General features: G+C 73.4%; 16 protein-coding genes. 9 read left to right on the top strand and 7 right to left on the bottom strand.

Translation table 11 applies throughout. The features are described 5' to 3' along the window. The first annotated feature begins 8 nt into the window (after positions 1-8). Entirely contained in the window at positions 9-1925 is a 1917-nt protein-coding gene (locus FK498_RS07320) for a TRAP transporter fused permease subunit (RefSeq protein ID WP_141853098.1), read from the top strand. On the opposite strand, the gene pbpC is transcribed toward FK498_RS07320, so the two are convergent. The 4 genes from pbpC to FK498_RS07300 all read right to left on the bottom strand — a co-directional run bounded on the left by pbpC (position 1917) and on the right by FK498_RS07300 (position 11045). Then, complete coding sequence (pbpC, locus tag FK498_RS07315) at positions 1917-3890, bottom strand: penicillin-binding protein 1C (RefSeq protein WP_141853078.1); 1974 nt, start codon at positions 3888-3890, stop codon at positions 1917-1919. The genes FK498_RS07320 and pbpC overlap by 9 nt on opposite strands. A 1-nt stretch (position 3891) precedes the next feature. Then, entirely contained in the window at positions 3892-9024 is a 5133-nt protein-coding gene (locus FK498_RS07310; protein WP_141853076.1) for an alpha-2-macroglobulin, read from the bottom strand. Between the two features lie 85 nt (positions 9025-9109). Next, positions 9110-9556, bottom strand: a complete 447-nt coding sequence (gene mscL, locus FK498_RS07305) for a large conductance mechanosensitive channel protein MscL (RefSeq protein WP_141853074.1) — start codon at positions 9554-9556, stop codon at positions 9110-9112. Between the two features lie 205 nt (positions 9557-9761). After that, positions 9762-11045 (bottom strand): TAXI family TRAP transporter solute-binding subunit, encoded by a 1284-nt coding sequence (locus FK498_RS07300; protein ID WP_141853072.1) that lies wholly within the window; start codon positions 11043-11045, stop codon positions 9762-9764. Between the two features lie 247 nt (positions 11046-11292). Between FK498_RS07300 and FK498_RS07295 the strand changes: the two genes are divergently transcribed. From FK498_RS07295 to FK498_RS07275, 5 genes are all read left to right on the top strand, one after another. Then, positions 11293-12678, top strand: coding sequence for a CmpA/NrtA family ABC transporter substrate-binding protein (locus FK498_RS07295; RefSeq protein WP_141853070.1), 1386 nt, complete (start codon positions 11293-11295; stop codon positions 12676-12678). A gap of 7 nt (positions 12679-12685) precedes the next feature. Further along, positions 12686-13531 (top strand): nitrate ABC transporter permease, encoded by an 846-nt coding sequence (gene ntrB / locus FK498_RS07290; protein ID WP_141853068.1) that lies wholly within the window; start codon positions 12686-12688, stop codon positions 13529-13531. 7 nt (positions 13532-13538) lie between these two features. Continuing rightward, positions 13539-14396 carry an ABC transporter ATP-binding protein gene (locus FK498_RS07285; protein WP_141853066.1) on the top strand — a complete coding sequence of 286 codons (858 nt, stop codon included), beginning with the start codon at positions 13539-13541 and terminating at the stop codon, positions 14394-14396. Between the two features lie 48 nt (positions 14397-14444). Then, complete coding sequence (gene cynS / locus FK498_RS07280; protein ID WP_141853064.1) at positions 14445-14927, top strand: cyanase; 483 nt, start codon at positions 14445-14447, stop codon at positions 14925-14927. A 357-nt stretch (positions 14928-15284) separates the two neighbouring features. Further along, on the top strand, positions 15285-15710 hold the full coding sequence (locus FK498_RS07275; RefSeq protein ID WP_141853062.1) for a VOC family protein: 426 nt from the start codon (positions 15285-15287) through the stop codon (positions 15708-15710). 129 nt (positions 15711-15839) lie between these two features. Here the strand turns inward: FK498_RS07275 and FK498_RS07270 are convergent, their stop codons facing one another. Together FK498_RS07270 and FK498_RS07265 are read right to left on the bottom strand one after the other, a co-directional pair. Further along, entirely contained in the window at positions 15840-16418 is a 579-nt protein-coding gene (locus tag FK498_RS07270) for a demethoxyubiquinone hydroxylase family protein (RefSeq protein ID WP_141853060.1), read from the bottom strand. Then, the gene (locus FK498_RS07265; RefSeq protein ID WP_141853058.1) at positions 16415-16894 is read right to left on the bottom strand and encodes a disulfide bond formation protein B; all 480 of its coding nucleotides are present in this window, start codon (positions 16892-16894) and stop codon (positions 16415-16417) included. The genes FK498_RS07270 and FK498_RS07265 overlap by 4 nt, the downstream gene beginning before the upstream one ends. Positions 16895-16982: 88 nt before the next feature. Here FK498_RS07265 and FK498_RS07260 point away from each other — a divergent pair, with 88 nt between their 5' ends. Genes FK498_RS07260 through FK498_RS07250 form a run of 3 tightly spaced genes read left to right on the top strand, consistent with a single transcriptional unit; the run spans position 16983 to position 18416 of the window. Continuing rightward, complete coding sequence (locus tag FK498_RS07260; protein WP_141853056.1) at positions 16983-17609, top strand: glutathione S-transferase family protein; 627 nt, start codon at positions 16983-16985, stop codon at positions 17607-17609. A 19-nt stretch (positions 17610-17628) separates the two neighbouring features. After that, positions 17629-18024, top strand: a complete 396-nt coding sequence (locus tag FK498_RS07255; RefSeq protein ID WP_141853054.1) for a cupin domain-containing protein — start codon at positions 17629-17631, stop codon at positions 18022-18024. Then, positions 18021-18416 (top strand): DoxX family protein, encoded by a 396-nt coding sequence (locus tag FK498_RS07250; protein WP_141853052.1) that lies wholly within the window; start codon positions 18021-18023, stop codon positions 18414-18416. Before FK498_RS07255 ends, FK498_RS07250 begins: the two co-directional genes overlap by 4 nt. Positions 18417-18545: 129 nt before the next feature. On the opposite strand, the gene FK498_RS07245 is transcribed toward FK498_RS07250, so the two are convergent. Beyond that, on the bottom strand, positions 18546-19889 hold a 1344-nt coding region (locus FK498_RS07245; protein ID WP_141853050.1), incomplete at its 5' end, for a DUF294 nucleotidyltransferase-like domain-containing protein.

Genomic DNA, 19889 nt, shown 5'->3' with positions numbered 1-19889 from the left:
GCGCCGTGATGCGCCCCGGCGAGACGCCGGCCGGGGCGCCCGCGGAGCCGCCGAGCCGGCTCCACGGCCCGGCCTTCGCCGCGGGCTTCGCGCTCTCTGCGGCCGGCCTCGTGCTCGCGGTGAACCAGGTGTTCAATCTCGGCCTGTTTGGCTTCCGGCCGATCAGCACGGCGTTCCACTACCTCGTGATCGGCCTGTTCGGCGCGGTCGCGCTGCTTGCCTTTCCCGCCACGTGCCGCCAGGCGCTGCGCGTGCCGTGGTTCGACTGGCTGCTTGCGGCCGCGCTGGCCGGCCTCGGCCTCTGGCTCGCGACCGAGGCGCTGACGATCCAGCTGCGCGGCTGGAACGCGACCGCCCCCGGCTGGGCGACCGTGCTCGCCGGGCTCTTCGTCGCGCTCGTGCTCGAAGGCGTGCGCCGCACCGGCGAGGCGATCCTGTTCTTCGTCTGCCTCGTCTTCGGCGCCTATCCGCTGTTCGCGGATGCGATGCCCGGCTTCCTCTGGGGCGTGCAGCTCGACCTGCCGGGTACGATCCAGGAGCACGTGTTCGGCACCGAGAGCATCATCGGCATCCCGATGCAGGTGGTGGCCGACATGCTGATCGGCTTCCTGGTGTTCGGCGTGGTACTCGCGGCCACCGGGGGCGCGTCGTTCTTCATGAACTTCGCGCTCGCGCTGATGGGGGCGAGCCGCGGCGGGCCGGCCAAGGTGGCGGTGGTGTCCTCGGCGCTGTTCGGCATGCTGTCGGGCAGCCCGACCTCGAACGTGCTGACCACCGGCACGCTCACCATCCCGACCATGAAACGTTGCGGCTATGCGCCGCACTATGCCGGCGCGGTGGAGGCCTGCGCGTCGACGGGCGGGGCGCTGATGCCGCCCGTGATGGGGGCTGCCGCCTTCATCATGGCGAGCTTCCTGAACGTGCCCTACGCGGAGGTGGTGGTCGCGGCCGCGCTGCCGTCATTCCTCTACTACCTGGCGCTGTTCGTGCAGACCGACCTCTACGCCGTGCGCCATCGCCTGCACGGGGTCGCGCGCGAGGCGATCCCGCCTCTGCTGCCGACGCTGCTCGGCGGCTGGTACTATCTTGCCGCGATCGTCGGGCTGACCGTGCTGCTGGTCGCCTACCGGATCGAGGCCGAGGCGCCGTTCTGGGTCTCGCTGTTCCTGCTCGCGGTCGCGCTCCTGCGCAGGCGGGCGACCGGGTTCGGCTGGGCGGCCTTCGCCCGCCTGGTCGTCGCATCCGGCGAGGCGGTGGCGCGGCTGGTCGCACTGATCGCGGGGATCGGGCTGATCGTCGGCGGGATGTCGGTGACCGGGGTCGCCAACTCCTTCTCGCGCGAACTCGTGCAGTACGCCGGCGGCAACATCGCGCTCCTGCTGGTCTTCGGCGCGCTGACCAGCTTCGTCCTCGGCATGGGGATGACGGCCTCGGCCTGCTACATCTTCCTCGCGATCGTGCTCGCCCCGGCGCTCGTCGCCGCGGGGCTCGATCCGATGGCCTCGCATCTCTACGTGCTCTACTGGGGCCTCGTCTCCTTCATCACACCGCCGGTCGCGCTCGCCGCGATCGCGGCGGCCTTCGTCGCCAGGGCGAGCGCGATGCAGACGGCCGTGACCTCGTTGCGCATCGGCATCCTGCTCATGCTGCTGCCGGTGTTCTTCGTGCTGCAACCGGCGCTGATCCTGAAGGGCGACCCGGCGGTGATCCTGCGCGCGACGATCACCGCGTCCGTCGCGATCGTCCTGCTCGCCGCCGCGACCGAGGGGCACCTCTACCGCTTCGGCACGCTGCCGGTCTGGGCGCGCGTGGTGGTGGGCGCGGGTGCGCTGCTGATGCTGGCGCCCGAGCCGATCACCGACCTGGTCGGGTTCGGCATCGTCGCCGCCGCGATCCTCGTCGCCCGGCTTCTCCGCTCAGGGTGAGCGCACGCGCAGTTCGGCCACCGCCGCCGCACCCTCCGCATCGACCACGGTGATGCGGTAGAATCCCGGCCCGGGCGGCTGCCAGGCCGTGTCGCGGCGGTGGCGGACTGAGGCGATCGGCGCGCCGTCCACCAGCCAGGTGAGTGGCCGCTGGCCACCGGCGGCGCGCAGCGTCACGGCAGCCCCGGCGGCGAGCGCGGCGCCGTCGGGCGGGAAGATCAGGCGCAGGCGATCGGCGCTGGCCGGACCGAGCCGCGCCAGTGCGGGCGCCGGCGGCAGCGGCGGCGCGTCGGGCAGCGGGCCGGGATCGGGCAAGAGCGCGAACACGCGCAGCATCAGCGGGGTCGCCGTTGCGCGCCCGGTCTGGCCCGGCAGCGGCGTGCCATCCGGCCGCCCGACCCACACGCCGACCGTGTGCGTCGCCGAGACGCCGAGCGCCCAGGCGTCGCGATGCCCCCAGGACGTGCCCGTCTTCCAGGCGATGCGCGGCGGGTGGAGCTGCGGCGGCATGCCGGGCGGTGGCGTGCTCCCGGCGAGGATCGCGCGCACGGCACCGGCCGCCTCGCGCGAGACGAAAGGCTGCCGCGCGGCCGTCTTGCCTGCGCGCCAGACCGGCGCCGCAACGCTGCCGTCATCGGCGAGGGCGGCGGCGAGCGCGGTCGCCTCCATCAGCGTCGTGCCGAACCCGCCCAGCGCCACCGGCAGCCCGGGCCCGGACTGCGCGGGCGGGAACCGCGGCGGGGCCCCTGCCCTTCCGAGCGCGGCGACGAAGGCGAGCGGGCCGAACGCATCCGCGACCGCCACCGCCGGAAGGTTCAGCGACAGCCTGAGCGCCTCGGCCGCGGTGACGTCGCCGACGAAGCCACGATCGAAATTCTCCGGCGCATAGCCGTCGAAGCGGCGCGGCAGGTCGGCAATGCGCGTCTCCGGGCGCACCGCGCCGGCGTCGAAGGCGAGCGCGTAGAGGAACGGCTTGAAGGACGAGCCCGGCGAGCGCACGGCGTGGGCGAGGTCGAGCGCCCCACCGCGCGTCTCGCCGGGCAGCGCGCCGAGATGCGCCGCGATCGTCCGGTCGGCGTTGCGCAGCACCACGACGGCGAGGTTCGCGCGCTCGTCGAGCGTCGCTGCGATCTCCGCGCCGAGCCGTTCCAGGGCGGCCTGCAACGGAGCCTCCAGCGTCGTCGCGACGCGCCCGCCGCCGGCCTCGCGCACGGCGAGATGCCACGCGAGACGCGGCATCGCGTGACGCGCGGCCTCGACCGGTGCCGCCCGCGCATCCGCCGCCGCGCGCGGCGACAGCGCGCCGGCGGCTTCCGCAATGTCCAGCACGCGATCCCGCGCCGCCGCCGCACGCTCGGGGAAGCGGTCGGGACGCAGGGCCGAGGGCCGCTGCGGCAGCGCGACCAGCAGCGCGAGTTCGGCCGGGTCGAGCCCCGCCGGCGGCCGCCCGAACAGCGCCAGCGCGGCCGCGCGCACGCCTTCGAGATTGCCGCCGAAGGGGGCGAGCGTCAGCCACAGCCCGAGGATCTCGTCCTTCGAGTAGCGCACCTCCAATTGGCAGGCGCGCGCGATCTCGACCACCTTCGCCAGGACCGTGCGCGGCCGTGGTTCGAGCAGTCGCGCGACCTGCATGGTGATCGTGCTTCCACCGGACACGATCCGGCCGTGCCGTGCGGCCTGCGCCGCCGCGCGCGCGAGCGCCAGAGGATCGGCGCCGGGATGCCAACGGAACCGCGCATCCTCACGCGCGAGCAGCATGGCGACGAACGCGGGCGGCACGTCGGCCACCGTCGTGCGCAGGCGCCACACCCCGCCCGGCGCCGGGAACACCGCCAGCGTCGCGCCGTCGCGGTCGGTCACCTCGGCCGAGACCGCCTCGGCGCGCGAGAGGTTGGGCGGGAACAGCCGGTCGAGCCCGGCGATCCCGGCGACCAGCAGCGCGAGCGCGAGTGCCGCGCGGCGCATCTCAGTCGGCAGGCGCCACCGCGATCCGCCCGGTGTTCTGGCGCGCGAAGAAGCGCGGCTTGTACATGTCGGTCAGCACCGCGCCGGGCAGTTCGAACCGGCCCGGTGTAACCGCGCGGATCAGGAAGGCGAGCTTGAACGCGGGCTCGTCCGGCGAGAGGTCGAGCTGTGCGACCAGCCGGTCGTCGCGCAGCGCGAGCGCGCGCGGCCGTGACAGCTCGCCGAGGAACGGGAAGGCCGCGACCTCTCCCGGGCCGAGCCGCGCGGGCTCCGCCTCCCAGCCCGCCGGCAACCCGTGCACCAGCAGCGCCTGGTGCAGCATGCGCGTCTCGGCGCGCCCCTCGATCACCAGGATGAACACGTCGTTCTGGCGGATCGTGTCGAGGTTGAGCGGGCTGCCGTCGCGGTTGAGGAAGTTGCGCCGCACGACCAGCCCGTCGCGTGCGGCGACAGGCGACTGGACGGCGATTCCCGTCGTCGCGACCGAGGGCCAGATCGCCGTGCGGCCGAGGTTGCGCAGCGCCACCGGCAAGGCACCCGCATCGCGCGCGAGTGTCGTCAGCACGGCGGGCGCGCGCTCCTCTCCATCGACCGCGAGCGCGACCGGCTGGCCGTCGCGGCCCAGCATCGCGCCGGCCGCCACCAGCCACGCCTGTTCCTGCGTGGAGGTGCGCCCGGGCTGGATCTGCTCCGCCGGCAGGCGATCGACCAGCGCCGGGACGCGCTCGGTGAGCACGCCGGCCTCCTTCACCAGCACGATCATCGCCGCGGCATCGCGCAGCGTGGTGCCGTAGTCCTGCCACCACCAGTCGCGCGCCGGGTCGGCGGTCGCGTCGCGCAGCAGCGCCTCGCCGCGCCCGTGCTCGCCCATCCGGATCAGCGCCGCGCCGAGCTGTGCGCGGGCGAGCGCGGTGGGCAGTCGCTCCGTCCCCTGATCCGCCAGCACGCGCGCCGCCCCCGGACGCGGCCTGCCGCCCATCGCCAGCACGTGCAGCGCATAGGCCTGCGCCGCGCGATCCCAGGGCTCGCGCGCCGGCTCGTCGGTCAGGCCAGCGAGGTAGCGCAGCGCCTCCGCGAGCGGCGCCTCGGGCACCGCCGCCCCTGCGTTGCGCGCGCGCAGCAGGAACTCGACCGCATAGGCCGAGAGCCAGGGCTCGGCCTGGTCGCCGGCACTCCACAGCCCGAATGCGCCATCGAAGCGCTGCTTGTCCAGCACCTGGCCGACCAGCGCCTGCAGACGCGCGCGGCGATCGGCGCCGGTCAGCGCCTCGTCGTCGAGGAAGACGAGCGGGAAGCCCTTGCTGACGGTCTGCTCCAGGCACGCATAGGGCCAGAGATCGAGCGTGCGGGCGAGTGCGGCGAGGTCGACCGGCGCGCCGGTGTTGACGGTCACGGTCACGCGCGCCGTTCCCGGAACGAAGGCGGCGAGGGCATCGCGCCCGACCGTCAGCGTCTGGCCGGCCGGCAGTTCGCGCCGGCTCAGCGCGGTCGTCGGCGGTCGCGCCGGACGCACGGTGATCGGGAAGACGCGCGTCGCGCTGAAGCCGTCCGGTCCCTCCGCGCGGAGCGTCACGGCGCCGCCCCCCACGCCCGTGCCGCGCAGGCCGAACAGCACGCGCCCGCGCGCCTCCCGCGCGAGCGTCAGCGCCTGTGGCCCGCCGTCGATCGCGAGCGGGCCATCGGCCGTGACGGCGATGCGGATCTCGCCCGCGGGCAGCTCGACATTGTGCAGCGAGACCGCCAGGCGCGCCTCGTCGCCCGGGGCGAGGAAGCGCGGCAGGGCCGGCTCCGCAACGAGCCGGTCGCGTACCGGCACCGAGACCGACGCCGCGCCCGTGCGCGCGGCATCCCACGCCACGGCCATGAGCCTGAGCGCGGTGTTCACGTCCGGGACGTCGAGCGTGAAGCGCGCCGTGCCGTCGGGCCCGGCCGCGACCGGGCCGTGCACCATGCTGGCGATCACGAACGGGATCGCCGGCAGCGCCGCCCCCGTCTCCGCATCGTCGCCGCCCTGGCGCAGCACGCCGGCGCTGCCCTCGGCGGGCGCGATCAGCCGCCCGTAGTCGTCGCGGATGTCGATGCCGAGCCGCCGCTTGCCGGTGAACCAGCCGGCCGGATCGGGCGAGGCATGGCCGGTGAGGCGCAGGATGCCCTCGTCCACCGCGGCGAGCGCGACCATCGCGCCAGGTGCCGCGCGCACCACCACCTCGGCCGGGGCGCGCGGCCGCATCAGGCCCGGCGCCTGCACGGCCACGGGGACGGTGCGCGACGCGGGATCGAGCCCGAGCCAGACAAGTCCGAGCGCACGGACAGGGTTGGCCCCCGCCTCGGCACGGCCGCGCAGCAGCGTCACGGCAGCATAGGCGCCCGGCCCCCAGGCGGGATCGGTCGGAATCTCGACCGTGCTCGCACCCTGCGGCACGCGCAGCGTCCGCACCGCATGCACGCGATCGGTCAGCACCATCACGGTGGCGAGCCCGGCATAGGGCGCCTCGATCCGCACCCGGGCCGTCTCGCCGCGCGCGTAGGCGGGCTTGTCGGCGGCGACGTCCAGCATGTCGGGCGTGTCGCCGAGCCCGGCGGTCGGCACGAAGCCGACGCGGAAGCGCACCGAGGTCGCGGCGAGGCTGTCGCCGTCCGACACCTCGATCCGGTAGCGGCCCCAATCGAGGCGTCGGCTGACGCGCAGCGGCTCGGCGGTGACGGCGAGGTCGCGCGCCTCCACCGGCTCGTCGCGCCAGACGAGCTCGTAGCGCGCGAGCCGCTCGCGGATCACCACGCGCCAGTCGGGCCGTTCGCGCACCAGGCGCAGATGCAGCCGCGGGGCGGCGATGCGGTTGCCCTCGGCATCGAAGGCCGCGACCTCGAACGCGGCGTCGCTGCCGGCCTCGACCGCGCCGCGCGCGAACAGCGGTCGGATGCCGATCAGCCGCGGCTGGGCGCGCACGGGCACGCTGGCGCGCGCACGCGTGGGCCGCCCGCCGGGCTCGGCGACCTCGATCGCGACGGTCGCGCGCAAGGGGCGTGTGGTGTCGGGCGCGCGCGGCAGCAGGAGTGTGGCGGTGGTGCGGCCCTGCGCATCCGTGTCCGGCAGCGCGAGGTCCTCGCGGATCGTGTCGGGCGAGTCCTCGACCAGGCCGAAGCGCCACTCGGCGAGGTGCGGAAACGGCTGCGGGTCGGCCGCGACGGTGATCTCGCCGCGCGCCGGCAGCCCCGCAGCCGGCGGGCCGTAGAGGAACCGCGCGGTCACGGGCAGTGTGAGCGGCGCGCCGGGGATCAGCGGGCCAGGGGCTGCGCCGATCTCGACCGCGAGACGCTCGGGCACGAAGTCGGCCACCTCGAAGGAACCGCGTCCGATCGGTGCTGCGCGCGGATCGGCCAGCGCCTCCACCGTCCAGGTGCCTTGCGGCGCGCCGGCCGAGAGCGGGATCGCCCAGGCACGCCCGCCGGCCGGGTCGGGCTGCGGCACCATCTCCGCCGCGACCGTGCCGTTGGGGCGCTTGAGCCGCAGCGTCAGCGGCACCGAGGCCGCGTCACCGGCGGCGTCGCGCAGCAGCGCCAGCAGGTTCACGGTCTCGCCGGGGCGGTAGATGCCGCGCTCGGTCCAGAGCCAGGCGTCCAGCGGGCCGGGATGGGCGCGACCCTCCACGCCGCGGTCGGAGAGATCGAAGGAGGCGGAGTCGAGATCGAGGAAGGCGAGATCGCCGTCCGCGCCGCGCGCGGTGACGTGGCGCGGTGCGGCGCCGCCGGTGCCGCGCAGCACCGGCGCGGCGATGCGCGCCACACCGTCGGCGTCGGTCTGCACCACCGCGAGCTCCTCGTTGTCGCGCGCCACCACGGCGATGCGCAGATCGCCGAGCGGCCGCGCATCGGAGAGCGCGCGCGCGAGCACGGTCAGCCCGTCGGCGCCGCGCAGCACGGTGAGACCGATATCGGTCAGCACGAACCACTGCGTCGCGACCTCGCTCCAGGAGGGGAACGGCGTGCCGTCGCCCGGCGCGGCGGTCAGCGCGAACAGGCCCGGGGCAGCACCCGCGAGCATCGGCGCGAGGTCGAGAACCGTGCGCGCGAGCACGTTGCGCTCCCAGTGCGGGATGGTGAGCACGCCCTCCCAGAGCAGACGCCCGCCGCCCTCGGCAAGGGACTGCGCCGACCATTGCGAGAGCGCGCGGAACGCGCGGCCGTCCGCGCCGATCTGGCCGGCGAGCCCGCGCTCGCCGACACGGTGGAGCTTCACCGCCACGGCGGAGAGGTTCACCGTGCCGACCGACAGCCGCGGGGCGTCGCCCTTCGGCAGCACGAAGGCGCCGGATTGCAGCACCACGCGCGGCGCGCGGTCGGGCATCGCGACGGCGAGCGTGGCGGCGCGGCGGAGCGTCGCGCCATCCGCCCCTGGCAGGCCCTCGCGCAGCGTGACGTCCCACCGTCGCCCGTGGCCGAGACCCGCGACGCAGAGCCGGCTGCCCTCGGCGGTGACGGCCGTGCGCGTCGCCGGCTCGACGCGCACCCAGTCGGCCCAAGCGATGTCGCGGCGCGGCGAGAGCGCACCCGCGAACTCGATGCAGGCACGCGGCGGATCGCTCTCCGGCTCGGCCAGCACGCGGCGCACGGCCAGCCCCGCGCTGCGGCGAAGCTCGGCGAGGCGCTGGCGATGGGCGGGATTCGCGGGGTCGCGCTCGACCACCGCCTCGAGCGCCTCGATCGCCTGGGCCGGCCGGTCGAGCACGTGCTGGAACACATCGGCGATGCGCAGGATCGCGGGGATCTCGGGTGCGCCGCCGGGCACCATGGCGAAGGCCTGCCAGGCGGCCTGGAGCGCGCGGTTGCCGTCGGGCGGGGTGCGGCGCTGCCACGCCTCGGCGAGCGCCAGCCAGTGCCGTTCCTCGACCGAGCCGAGGCGGATGCGCGCCTCGAGCGCGGCGACGGCCTCGGCCCAGTCGCCCGCGCGCAGCGCGACGTCCGCGCGCCGATCCGCCGCGGCGCGCGCCTCGGCACTGGAGGGAGCACGCGCGGCGAGGGTGCGCGCATAGGCGTCGGAGTCGGCGGCGAGACCCGGCACCTCGAAAGCAACCGCCGGCCCCGCCAGCGCCAGCGCGAGCAGGAGGGCTGCAAGAGAACGACCGATGCGCGTCATGGTCCGCCGCCTTCAGCGTTGCCGAGGCGAACAGGATCGCAGAGCGGCCGGGGCGCCGTCCACCGCGACGCCCGGCAGAAGCGCGTCAGGGGGTACGGGACTTCAGGAGATCGCGGATCTCCTCGAGCAGCGCCTCGCTCCTCGGCGGCGCGGGCGGCGCGGCCGCCTCCTCCTTCGCCTTGAAGCGCGAGAGCACCTTGATCAGCCAGAAGATCGCGAAACCGACGATCACGAAGTTGATGCAGGCATTGATGAACAGGCCGATGCCGATCGCCGATCCGCCGGCCTCGCGCGTCGCCTCGATGGTCGGCATGCGCTCGCCCGAGAGCACGATGAACACGTTCGAGAAGTCGATGCCGCCCATCAGCAGCCCGAGCACGGGGTTGAAGATGTCCTTCACCAGGCTGTTGACGATCGCGGTGAAAGCCGCGCCGATGATGATGCCGACGGCGAGGTCGATGACGTTGCCGCGCATGATGAAGGCCTTGAACTCCCTCACCCAGGCGGGCTGTTGCGGCAACGACGGCGGCATGACGGCTCTCCCCTTGCAGGTGCCGCGGGGGCGGCGGTGCCGGATTAGCGCGGTGCCGCACCGTTCCGCAAGCGCGGCCTCATACCAGCCCGCCGAAGGTTTGACCTTCGGCGGGCTGGTATGGGGTCATGTTCGCGCGCGGCCGCCCCACCAGCCCCGCGCACGATACCCTCCGCACAAAGGTCGAGCCTTTGTGCGGAGGGTATCACCGCAGCGCGCCGTCGCGGATCAGGGCGATGTGGCTGCGCAGCTGATAGAGCGGCTGGGCGTGGCTCAGGGGCACGCGCACGCGGCCGACGCGGTCGGCCAGCGCGTCGAGCTCGGCAGAGACCCTGCGCCGCTCCTCCTCGCTGCGGGCCGCCCTCAACGCCGCCTCCAGCCGCCTCACGTGGCGGTACCAGCGGTAGACCTTGCGGTCGATCTGCCAGCGCCAGAGCGGCGGGGCGAGGCGCGCGAGCGGAATCGCGATGGTGAGCAGCGGGATGACCAGCACCCACATCCGCTCGATCCAGACCGCGGCCCAGAACGGCAGGTAACGCTTGAGGAACCCTGGCCCGTGGCGCAGGTAGCGCGCCGCGTCGGCGTTGAGCGGCCAGTCCGTCGGGTCGGCGGAGGGGAAACGGCCGGCCGGCGCGAAGAGCTGCCGGCCGCGATGGGTCTCGGTGAACGCCTCCATCAGAAGCGCGACGATCTGCGGATGGATCGCTCCGTGCGCGACCACCTGCGCCATCGGCGCGACCAGCACGGCGTCCTCCGCCGGCAGATCGCCCGCGAGATCGACCGCGCCGGCCGGGAGCGTGACGCGGGTAAGATAGGGAAAGGCGGCGACATAGGCATCCGCGCGCGACCGGAAGTCGAGCAGCGTCACGCCCGGCGCGCGGAGCAGCCGCACGATCGGCGCGGTCGGGCGCGCCGAGACGAACATCGCGGCATCGATCGTGCCGGCCGCCAGCGCCTCGGCCGCCTCCATGCCCCCGATCGGCAGCAGGGTCGCGTCCTCGGGTCGGACACCGTTGCCGGCCAGGAGTTCGAGCGCGAGCGCACGCGTCCCGGAGCCCTCGGGCCCGATCGCGATGCGCCGGCCTGCAAGCGCGGCGAGCCGGTCATCCGGGTCGGCGCCGCGCACGAACACCCAGAGCGGCTCGAAGAACACCGCGGCCAGGCTCTCGAGCCCGGGCCAGGCCGCCTCGCCGCCGACACCGCCCTGCACGAGCGCGAGATCGACCTCCGGGGGGTCGGTCGAGAGCAGGCGCAGGTTCTCGATCGAGCCCGCGGTCGGGCGCAACCGCAGGGTGATGCCCTCGCGCGCCAGGATGCGCCCCCAGGCCTCGGCCGCCTCGTGATAGGCGCCGCCCGGCGCGGCGGTGGCGACGACGACCTCGCGCGGTGGCGGCGGGGCGACGAAGCGCCAGGCGAAGGCCAGCGCGCCGACCACGACGAGTGCGACCAGCGCATAGACCCAGAGGAAGGCGCGAATCGCCGTCCACATGGGCCACAACAGTAGCAGAGCGGACAGCGGCAAGGCGCGCACCGCCGCGTCGCACCTCAGCCCCCAGGGATGCCTACACTTCAATCATCCTGATCGATATCTGGGCATGGATGTGAGTCGACGCACCGGTCTGCCGTCAGCCTGGGCAGACTTGGCGCGCCCGCGGCCGTGGCACGCTCTTCGCAGGACGTCCGGTGGTCCAGCTCCGGACCGATTGGCTTCAACTGGGGACGTCAGGGGTCAAGCCATGGGCGTGTTCGACGATCCGTTCGATCCGAAGGCGCGTCCATGGTCCTGCCCGTGCGGGCGGCATGCCTCGTTCGCCGCCCATGCGGCGGCACTGGCCTGCGAGACGGTCACCGATCCGGAGCCGCGGGGAGCCGAGGCGCTGGCCGACCGGATCGTCGAGACAGCTGTCACCCGCGCCGTGTTCGGCACCGAGGCGCGCCGGCGGGCCTTCGTGGGCCTCGTCGGGCGTGCCGCTGCGGCCGCCGCGCTGGGCGCGGTCTTCCCGCTCGGCCGCGCCAAGGAGGCCTTCGCCGAGACGCCGCGACGGATCGAGAAGCGCGACCTGAAGGTGGGATTCATCCCGATCACCTGCGCCACGCCGATCATCATGGCCCATCCCATGGGCTTCTACGCCCGCCACGGGCTGAACGTGGAGGTGATCCGCACCGCGGGCTGGGCGGTGATCCGCGACCGCGCGATCAACCGCGAATACGACGCCGCGCACATGCTCTCGCCCATGCCGCTCGCGATCACCCTGGGTGCCGGGTCGGCGCCGATCCCGTGGACCATGCCGGCGGTGGAGAACATCAACGGCCAGGCGATCACCCTGGCGATGAGGCACCGCGACCGGCGCGATCCGAAGGACTGGCGCGGCTTCCGCTTCGCCGTGCCGTTCGACTTCTCGATGCACAACTATCTTCTTCGCTACTACGTCGCGGAAGCCGGCCTCGATCCCGATCGCGACATCCAGATCCGCGCGGTGCCGCCGCCGGAGATGGTCGCCAATCTGCGCGCCGACAACATCGACGGCTTCCTCGGCCCCGACCCGTTCAACCAGCGCGCGGTGTATGACGGCGTGGGCTTCATCCATCTCCTGACCAAGGACCTGTGGGACGGCCATCCCTGCTGCGCCTTCGCCATCTCGCGCGAGATGATCCGCGAGGCGCCCGGAACCTACCACGCGCTCCTGCGCGCCATCGTCGAGGCGACCGCCTACTCCTCGAACCCGGCCAACCGGCGCGAGGTCGCCGCCGCGATCGCGCCTCAGAACTACCTGAACCAGCCGCAGACCGTGGTCGAACAGGTGCTGACCGGCAGCTTCGCCGACGGGCTCGGGCGCGTCCAGCGCGTGCCGAACCGGATCGACTTCGATCCGTTCCCGTGGCACTCGATGGCGATCTGGATCCTGACCCAGATGAAGCGCTGGGGCCAGATCCGCGGCGACATCGACTACGCGCAGATCGCCGAGCAGGTGTTCCTCGCCACCGACACGGCCCAGGCGATGCGCGAGCTCGGCCTCTCGCCGCCGGCGACGGCCAAGCGCACCCATGTCATCATGGGCAGGGCCTTCGATCCCGCCGATCCGGAAGGCTACCTCGCCTCCTTCGCGATCCGGCGCGGCTGAGGGCGAGATGCGCGCGACGCGGCCCTTCGCATCGCTGGCGCTGTCGGCGCTGATCCTGACCGTCCTCGTCGCGTTCTGGCAGATCGCCTCCTCCTCCGGCGCCAGCCAGACGGGCCCGGTGGACGCCGAATATGCGGCACTGGTCGGCGCCGCGGCGGCAGCAGGGGGGCAAAGCCCATTCCCGTCGCCGGCCGAGGTCGGCACGCGCATGCTGGAACACCTCGCCGACCCGTTCTACGTGCGCGGCACGAACGACCAGGGGATCGGCATCCAGCTCGCCTACAGCCTGGGTCGGGTGCTGGCCGGTTATGCGCTGGCCGCGCTGCTGGCGATCCCGCTCGGCTTCGCGATCGGCATGAGCCCGCTCATGTACGGCGCGCTCAATCCCTTCATCCAGGTGCTGCGGCCGATCAGCCCGCTCGCCTGGATGCCGCTCGCGCTCTACACGATCCGCGACAGCGGCGCGAGCTCCATCTTCGTGATCTTCATCTGCTCGATCTGGCCGATGCTGCTGAACACGGCCTTCGGCGTGGCCTCGGTGCGGCGGGAATGGCTGAACGTCGCACGCACCCTCGAATGCGGCCGCCTGCGCACCGCCCTGCACGTGATCCTCCCCGCCGCCGCGCCAACCATCATGACGGGGATGCGCATCTCGATCGGCATCGCGTGGCTGGTGATCGTTGCCGCCGAGATGCTCGTGGGCGGCACCGGGATCGGCTACTTCGTCTGGAACCAGTGGAACAATCTCAGCCTCGCCGACATCATCACGGCGATCCTGGTGATCGGCATCGTCGGCATGACGCTCGACCAAGCCCTTGCGGTCGCCACGCGCGCGGTCGCCTACCAGGACTGAGGCGTCGATGCGCCGCCCCTTCGTCAGCGTCGAAGGCATCGCGCGCCGCTTCCCCGCGACACGCGGGGCGCCGCCGCAGACCGTCTTCGAGGACGTCTGGTTCGGCATCCAGGAGGGCGAATTCGTCTGCCTGATCGGCCATTCCGGCTGCGGCAAGACGACCATCCTCAACATCCTCGCCGGGCTCGACCGCGACTACGAGGGGGCGGTCGTGGTGGGAGGCCGCGAGATCGACGGTCCATCCCTGGACCGCGCCGTGATCTTCCAGAGCCATGCCCTGCTGCCCTGGCTGACCGCGGAGGCGAACATCGCCTTCGCGATCCGCAGCCGCCATCCGGGCTGGGGGCGGGCCCGCGTCGCCGAGGCCTGCCGCTCCTGGATCGACCTGGTCGGCCTGACCGGGGCGGCCTCGAAACGGCCGGCGCAGCTTTCGGGCGGGATGAAGCAGCGCGTCGGCATCGCCCGCGCGCTCGCGGTGGAACCGAAGATCCTGCTGATGGACGAGCCGTTCTCGGCGCTCGACGCGCTGACCCGCGGCACGCTTCAGGAGGAGGTGAACCGCATCGTCGCCGAGACGAAGCTGACGGCCTTCATGATCACGCACGACGTGGACGAGGCGATCCTGCTCGCCGACCGCATCCTGCTGATGACGAACGGTCCGCAGGCGAAGATCGCGGAGGTGGTGGTGAACACCCTGCCGCGCCCGCGCACGCGCCACGACGTCCACCACCTGCCGGGCTACTACGACCTGCGCAACCACATCATCGACTTCCTGGTCGACCGATCCAGGCGGCTGGCGCGCACGATGCCGCCCGAGTGGAACCCGCGACGCGTTCCCGAGGTGCGCCCCGCCCTGGCGGCGTGAGGAGAGCGCGTCCGCCCGGCCGATCCATCCACCGAAAAGGAGACCGCCATGACCCGAGCCCAGCTCACCGAGAAGATCCTCGACATCAAGCGCGCGCAGGGCTGGACCTGGAAATACATCTGCGACGAGATCGGCGGCATCTCCCCGGTCCTCGTCGTCGGCGCGCTGCTCGGCCAGATGAAACTCGTCAAGCCGCTGGCCCACAAGGCGGCCCGGCTGTTCGGCCTGTCCGAGCTCGAGGAGCGGATGCTGAACGAGATCCCGCATCGCGGCATGCCGATGCCGCCGACCGATCCGCTGATCTATCGCTTCTACGAGCTCGTGATGGTGAATGGCCCGGCCTGGAAGGCGCTGATCGAGGAGGAGTTCGGCGACGGCATCATGAGCGCGATCGACTTCGACATGGAGATCGAACGGCTGCCGCACGAGAAGGGCGACCGGGTGAAGATCACGATGTCCGGCAAGTTCCTGCCCTACAAGTACTACGGCAGCGAACAGGGGCTGCCGGCCTACGGCTACAAGGAGGCGTGACGCCGCCCGCTGGCCGGACCGGCCCGCCGATGCTCTTCCTCAGGCGCCATGTCCGGACGGAACCTTGCGGACCGCCATGAGCCCCTCCGTGAGGCCAGCGACGGCCGCAACAGCGCGTTCCGATCAACCTTGATCCGTGACGAACCCGCCTGGAGCCTTCGCGTGGCCAGGACGGCGCGGCGCCGGTCCCCGCGCGATATCGTTCCGAAGCGGCAGCAAATTGCCGCGGCGCCGCGCGGTCGGCCTCGACCCTCGCGGAGGGTGCGCGCCCGGCCTTTCCCTCGGTGCCGCGCACGACGATGATGGCGGGACCGCCGACCGGCCCCGCCGGCGGCCTTCGCACCCGATGAGCCCTCCGTGACCGCACGCCCTGCCAGCCCGCCCCGCCCGCCGATCGGCCAAGCCGTGACCTTCCTCTACGCCGATCCGCCCGAACCGTCGTGGCGCTTCTACCAGGAGGTGCTGGGGCTCAGGCTGGTGCAGGACCAGGGGGCGTGCCGGATCTACGCCGCTGCCGAGGGCAACACGGCCTTCCTCGGCGTCTGTCGCGCGCGGGCGCCGCGCGCGACCGACAATCCCCGCGCGGTGGGCGGGGTGGTGTTCACCTTCGTCGCCGAGGACGTGGACGGCTGGTATGCGCATCTCAGCGCCCAGGGCGTACCGATTCCGCATCCGCCGGCGCTCTCGGCGCAGTATCGCGTCTACCACTTCTTCTTCCGCGATCCGGCGGGCTACACGCTCGAGATCCAGCGCTTCGACCGCCCCGACTGGCCCGCCCCCTGAGCGGCGGAAGCGGGAACGCGCCGCTGCGTCTCCGTCCGCGACGAGAGGCGGAGGAACGCGCGACGACACGACCTGCGCGGCAACGCCCCCGCCTCGGGAGGCCGGCGGGGTCATCCCCCGGCCCCGCCGCTACACCCGCTCGCTGAGCCGGATCGCGATCCGGCAGCCCGCCTTGATCACCGCCGCGAGCAGCCGGTAGGCGGGGGCACGCTCGGCCTCGTGTGCGAGGCCGATGTCGCGATGCTCGCCCTCCTCGGCGCGGAACCGCTCGATCGTCTCGCGCAGCTCCCGCTCGTCCTCGCCGAGTGCCGCCGCCTGGTCGCGGTAGTGCGCGTCGATCGCCTCCTCCACCGCGACCGTGCAGGCCATCGCCGCGCGCCTGCCGAGGAGCGCGGTGCCGGCGCCGAGCAGATAGCCCGCGACGTGCCAGAGCGGCAGCAGCGCGGTCGGGCGGATGCCCCGTTCGCCGATCATGCGCGCGAAGGTCTCGAGATGCACCGCCTCCTGCGCCGCCATGTGTTCGAGCAGCGGCCGCGCATCGGTCCGGCCGAGCACGGCGAGCTGGCCCGCATAGATGCGCGCCGCGCCATACTCCCCGGCATGGTCGACACGGATGATCCGCGCGACCCGCTCGCGCGGCGTCGGATCGCCCGGCAGCCGCCCCTCGCCGGTCCTGCGCGGCGGCTCGATGAAGCTCGCGTCGCTCATGGCGCTCCCCGTCCCCGCAGCGCCGAGATGGTGAGCGCCACGCCGACCGAAAGGGCGTAGAGCGCATTCCATCCGGCCATGGAGAGGCCGAGCACCTCGACCGCGGCCTGGTCGCAGGGCACGGCCGGGGCCGCACGCAGGCCGCGCAGGAGATCCTCGACCGTGGCCGCCGCGCCGGCGTCGACGACGCATTCCGGCACCGGGCTCGGCCAGAAGCCCCACTCGACCCCGGCATGCAGGGCGCCGAGCGCGGCATTGCCGAGGAACAGCAGGGCCAGCAGGGCGAGCGCGGGTGCAGCTAGGCGCGGCAGGGCGAGCGCGGCAAGCCCGACCGGGATCGCCGCCCAATACGGGTAGCGCTGCCAGATGCAGAGCGGACACGGCAGCAGCCCGCCCCAGTGCTGCGAGGCATAGGCGACCGCGAGCGCGGCGGCGGCGGCGAGCGCGCCGAGGGCCGCAACCAGGGAGCGCGACATGCCGCGCCCTGTAGCATGGCTCGGGCCGCTGGACGCAGCCCCTCCGGCGCGGCCATGCTGGCCGGCGCAACAGGGCGGGGAGATGGGCATGCGGCGCATCTGGGGACGGGCGACCTCGATCAACGTCATGAAGGTGGTGTGGGGCTGCGAGGAGCTCGGCCTCGCCTACGAGCGGATCGATTGCGGCGGCGCGTTCGGCGGGCTGCGCACGCCGGAGTTCCTTGCCAAGAACCCGAACGCGCTGATCCCCGTGCTCGAGGAGGAGGACGGGTTCATCGTCTGGGAGAGCAACGCGATCCTGCGCTATCTCGGCAACGCCTACGGCGCGGACTCGCCCATCTGGCCCGAGGCGGCGCGCGCGCGCGCCATCGCCGACCAGTGGATGGACTGGCAGCAGACCACCGGCCAGTCCGGCCTCGGCCCGGCCTTCGTGCAGATGTACCGCACCCCGCCCGAGAAGCGCGACCAGGCGGTGATCGACAAGGGGCTTGCGCGCGCGGCCGAGACCTTCGCGCTGCTCGAGGCGGAACTCGCGCGCCGGCCCTGGATCGCGGGCGACCGCTTCACCCTCGCCGACATCCCCATCGGCTGCATCGTCTACCGCTATCTGCACATGCCGATCGAACGGCCCGACTTTCCGGCACTCGCCGCCTATCACCTCCGGCTGCTCGAACGGCCGGGCTACGCCACCCATGTCGCCGTGGGGGTGTCGTGAGCGCCGGGGTGGGGGTGTCGTGAGCGCCGGGCGGATCCTGCCGGTGGTGGTCAGCCACGCGGCCGATGCCGCCTTCACCGCCGGCCTGCGCGCGTTCTTCGCCTATCGCGACCTCGGCATCCGCCACGTCACCGGCGGCAAGGTGGGCGCGCACGTGATCCGCGCGGTGCCGGGCGCCGGCTCGCACCCGGTGTGGCACACGCACGACCTCGGCTTCCAGATGGTCTACGTTCTCCGGGGCTGGGTCCGATTCGAGTACGAAGGCGTGGGCGAGGTGCTGCTGACCGCAGGCTCGATGGTGCACCAGCCGCCGGGGATCCGGCATCGCGAGGTCGCGCACAGCGACGATGTCGAGATGCTCGAGATCACCCTGCCGGCGGAGTTCCGGACCGAGGAGGCGGAGGCACCAGGATGAGCGATCTCGGACTGCTGATCGGGCGGCTGGCGGTGGCGCCGATGTTCCTGCTCGCCGGCTGGAACAAGCTCGGCTGGCCGCCGGGCGCCGGCATCACGGGGCTGCTCGCGGCCAAGGGGTTCCCGCTGCCGGGGCTGGTCGCTGCCGCCGTGGTCGCGCTCGAGATCGTCGCGCCGATCCTGCTGGTCATCGGCGTGCTGACCCGCTGGGCCGCGGCGGGGCTCGCGATCTTCACGCTGGCGACGATCTTCGTCGCGCATGCGTGGTGGACCTATCCCGAGGCGCAGCAGGCCGGCCAGCTCGGTGCCGCGATGAAGAACCTCGCGATCGCGGGTCTGCTGGTGCCGCTGGTGCTGGCCGGCTCGGGCCGCTACGCGCTGAAGCGCGACTGATACCTGGCCGACAAAGGTTCGACCTTTGCCGGCCGGGCGTCAGGCCTTGGTTCTGCGCGCGGCCGCCCCTTGAGCCCCGCGCGCCATACCCTCCGCACAAAGGTCAAACCCTTGTGCTCCGGGTATGAATCACCATACCCCGCCGCCGAACGCCGCCTTCACGGCGCTCTGGAACGCCGCGACGCGCCTCATCGCCGCGCGGATCGCCTCCTGTTCCGCGCGCGGCAGGCGGCGCAGATCGGCCAGCGTGCCGGGCGGGCGGCCCTCTTCCGCATCGGCAAGCTGCTGGCGCAGCAGGGCGCCTGCCAGGTGCTCGAAGGCCACCGACAGCGCCGCCGCCTCCTCCGGCCCGACCGCGCCCGTCGCGGCGAGGGCGGCAAGCCGCGCGCGCGTGCCGGTCGCCGCGATGCCGTGCCTCAGCGCGAGCAGCCGGGCCGCGGCGACCAGCGGCATCAGCCCCGACCGCTTGAGGTCGGTGCGTCGTCCGGGTCCGGGTTCGTCATCGCGGAAGCCGCGCCAGAAGGAGAGCCCGACCGTGAGCTTCGCGTCCTCGGCGGCAAGCGCGGCGAGGAAGGCCGGATAGGCGGCCAGCACGTGCGCGAGATGCGCGCGCAGCGCCTCGGCCGGCGCGGGGTCGCCCCAGACGGGGCGGAAGTCGAAGGCGATGTCGCCGAACAGCAGAGCCACCGGACTGCGTCGCTCCGCCCAGAGGGCGAACTGCGCCCGCCACTGGCTCAGCGTCTTGCGCCAGACGGGATTGCGCGCCATCACCTCGCCCTTGCAGAGCGGGAAGCCGGCGGCGGCGAGCCGCGCATTCAGATCCTCGGCGAAGGGGATGAACCAGGCCTCGACCTCGCCGTGGCGCGCATCGGGGTAGTCGGCGAGGATCAGCCCGTTGTCCTGGTCGGGGGCGAGCAGGCTCTCGCCGCGCCCGCCCGAGCCCATCACGATCAGCGTGAACGGGACCGGCGGGGGCCCGGCGGCGGCGAGCGCGCGCTCGACCACGCGGCGGTGGATGTCGAGATTGATCTCCGCGACCACCCCGATCACATCCGCGGCCGGCACGCCGTCGTCGAGCAGGGTGCGCGCCAGCCCGGCCTGCGCGGAACGGGTGGCGGCGAAGCCGGCCTCGTCGTCGCCGCGCGCCAGCGTCTCCACCGCGGCGAGGAGGCGCGCCGAGGCGGCGGCATAGGCGTCCACGCGGCGCAGCGTGCCGATCGGCCGCCCGGCATCGTCCACCACCACGAGATGGCGGTGGCCGCGCGCGCGCATCAGCCCGACCGCCCGGTAGAGATGCTCCTCTCCCGACACGGTCTGCACCGGCGCGCTCATCGCCTGCGCGACCGGATCGTCCGGCCGGGCGCGGAAGGCGACCCGACGCACCACGTCGCGCTCGGTCAGGATGCCGGCCGCGCGCCCCGCCGCATCGACCGCGACCACGCAGGTCTCGCCGGCGGCGGCCATCGCCGCGAC

Origin of the sequence: Elioraea sp. Yellowstone (assembly GCF_006704265.1) — a bacterium.
Lineage (GTDB): Bacteria > Pseudomonadota > Alphaproteobacteria > Acetobacterales > Acetobacteraceae > Elioraea.
This window is presented reverse-complemented; position numbering and strand designations above follow the sequence as displayed.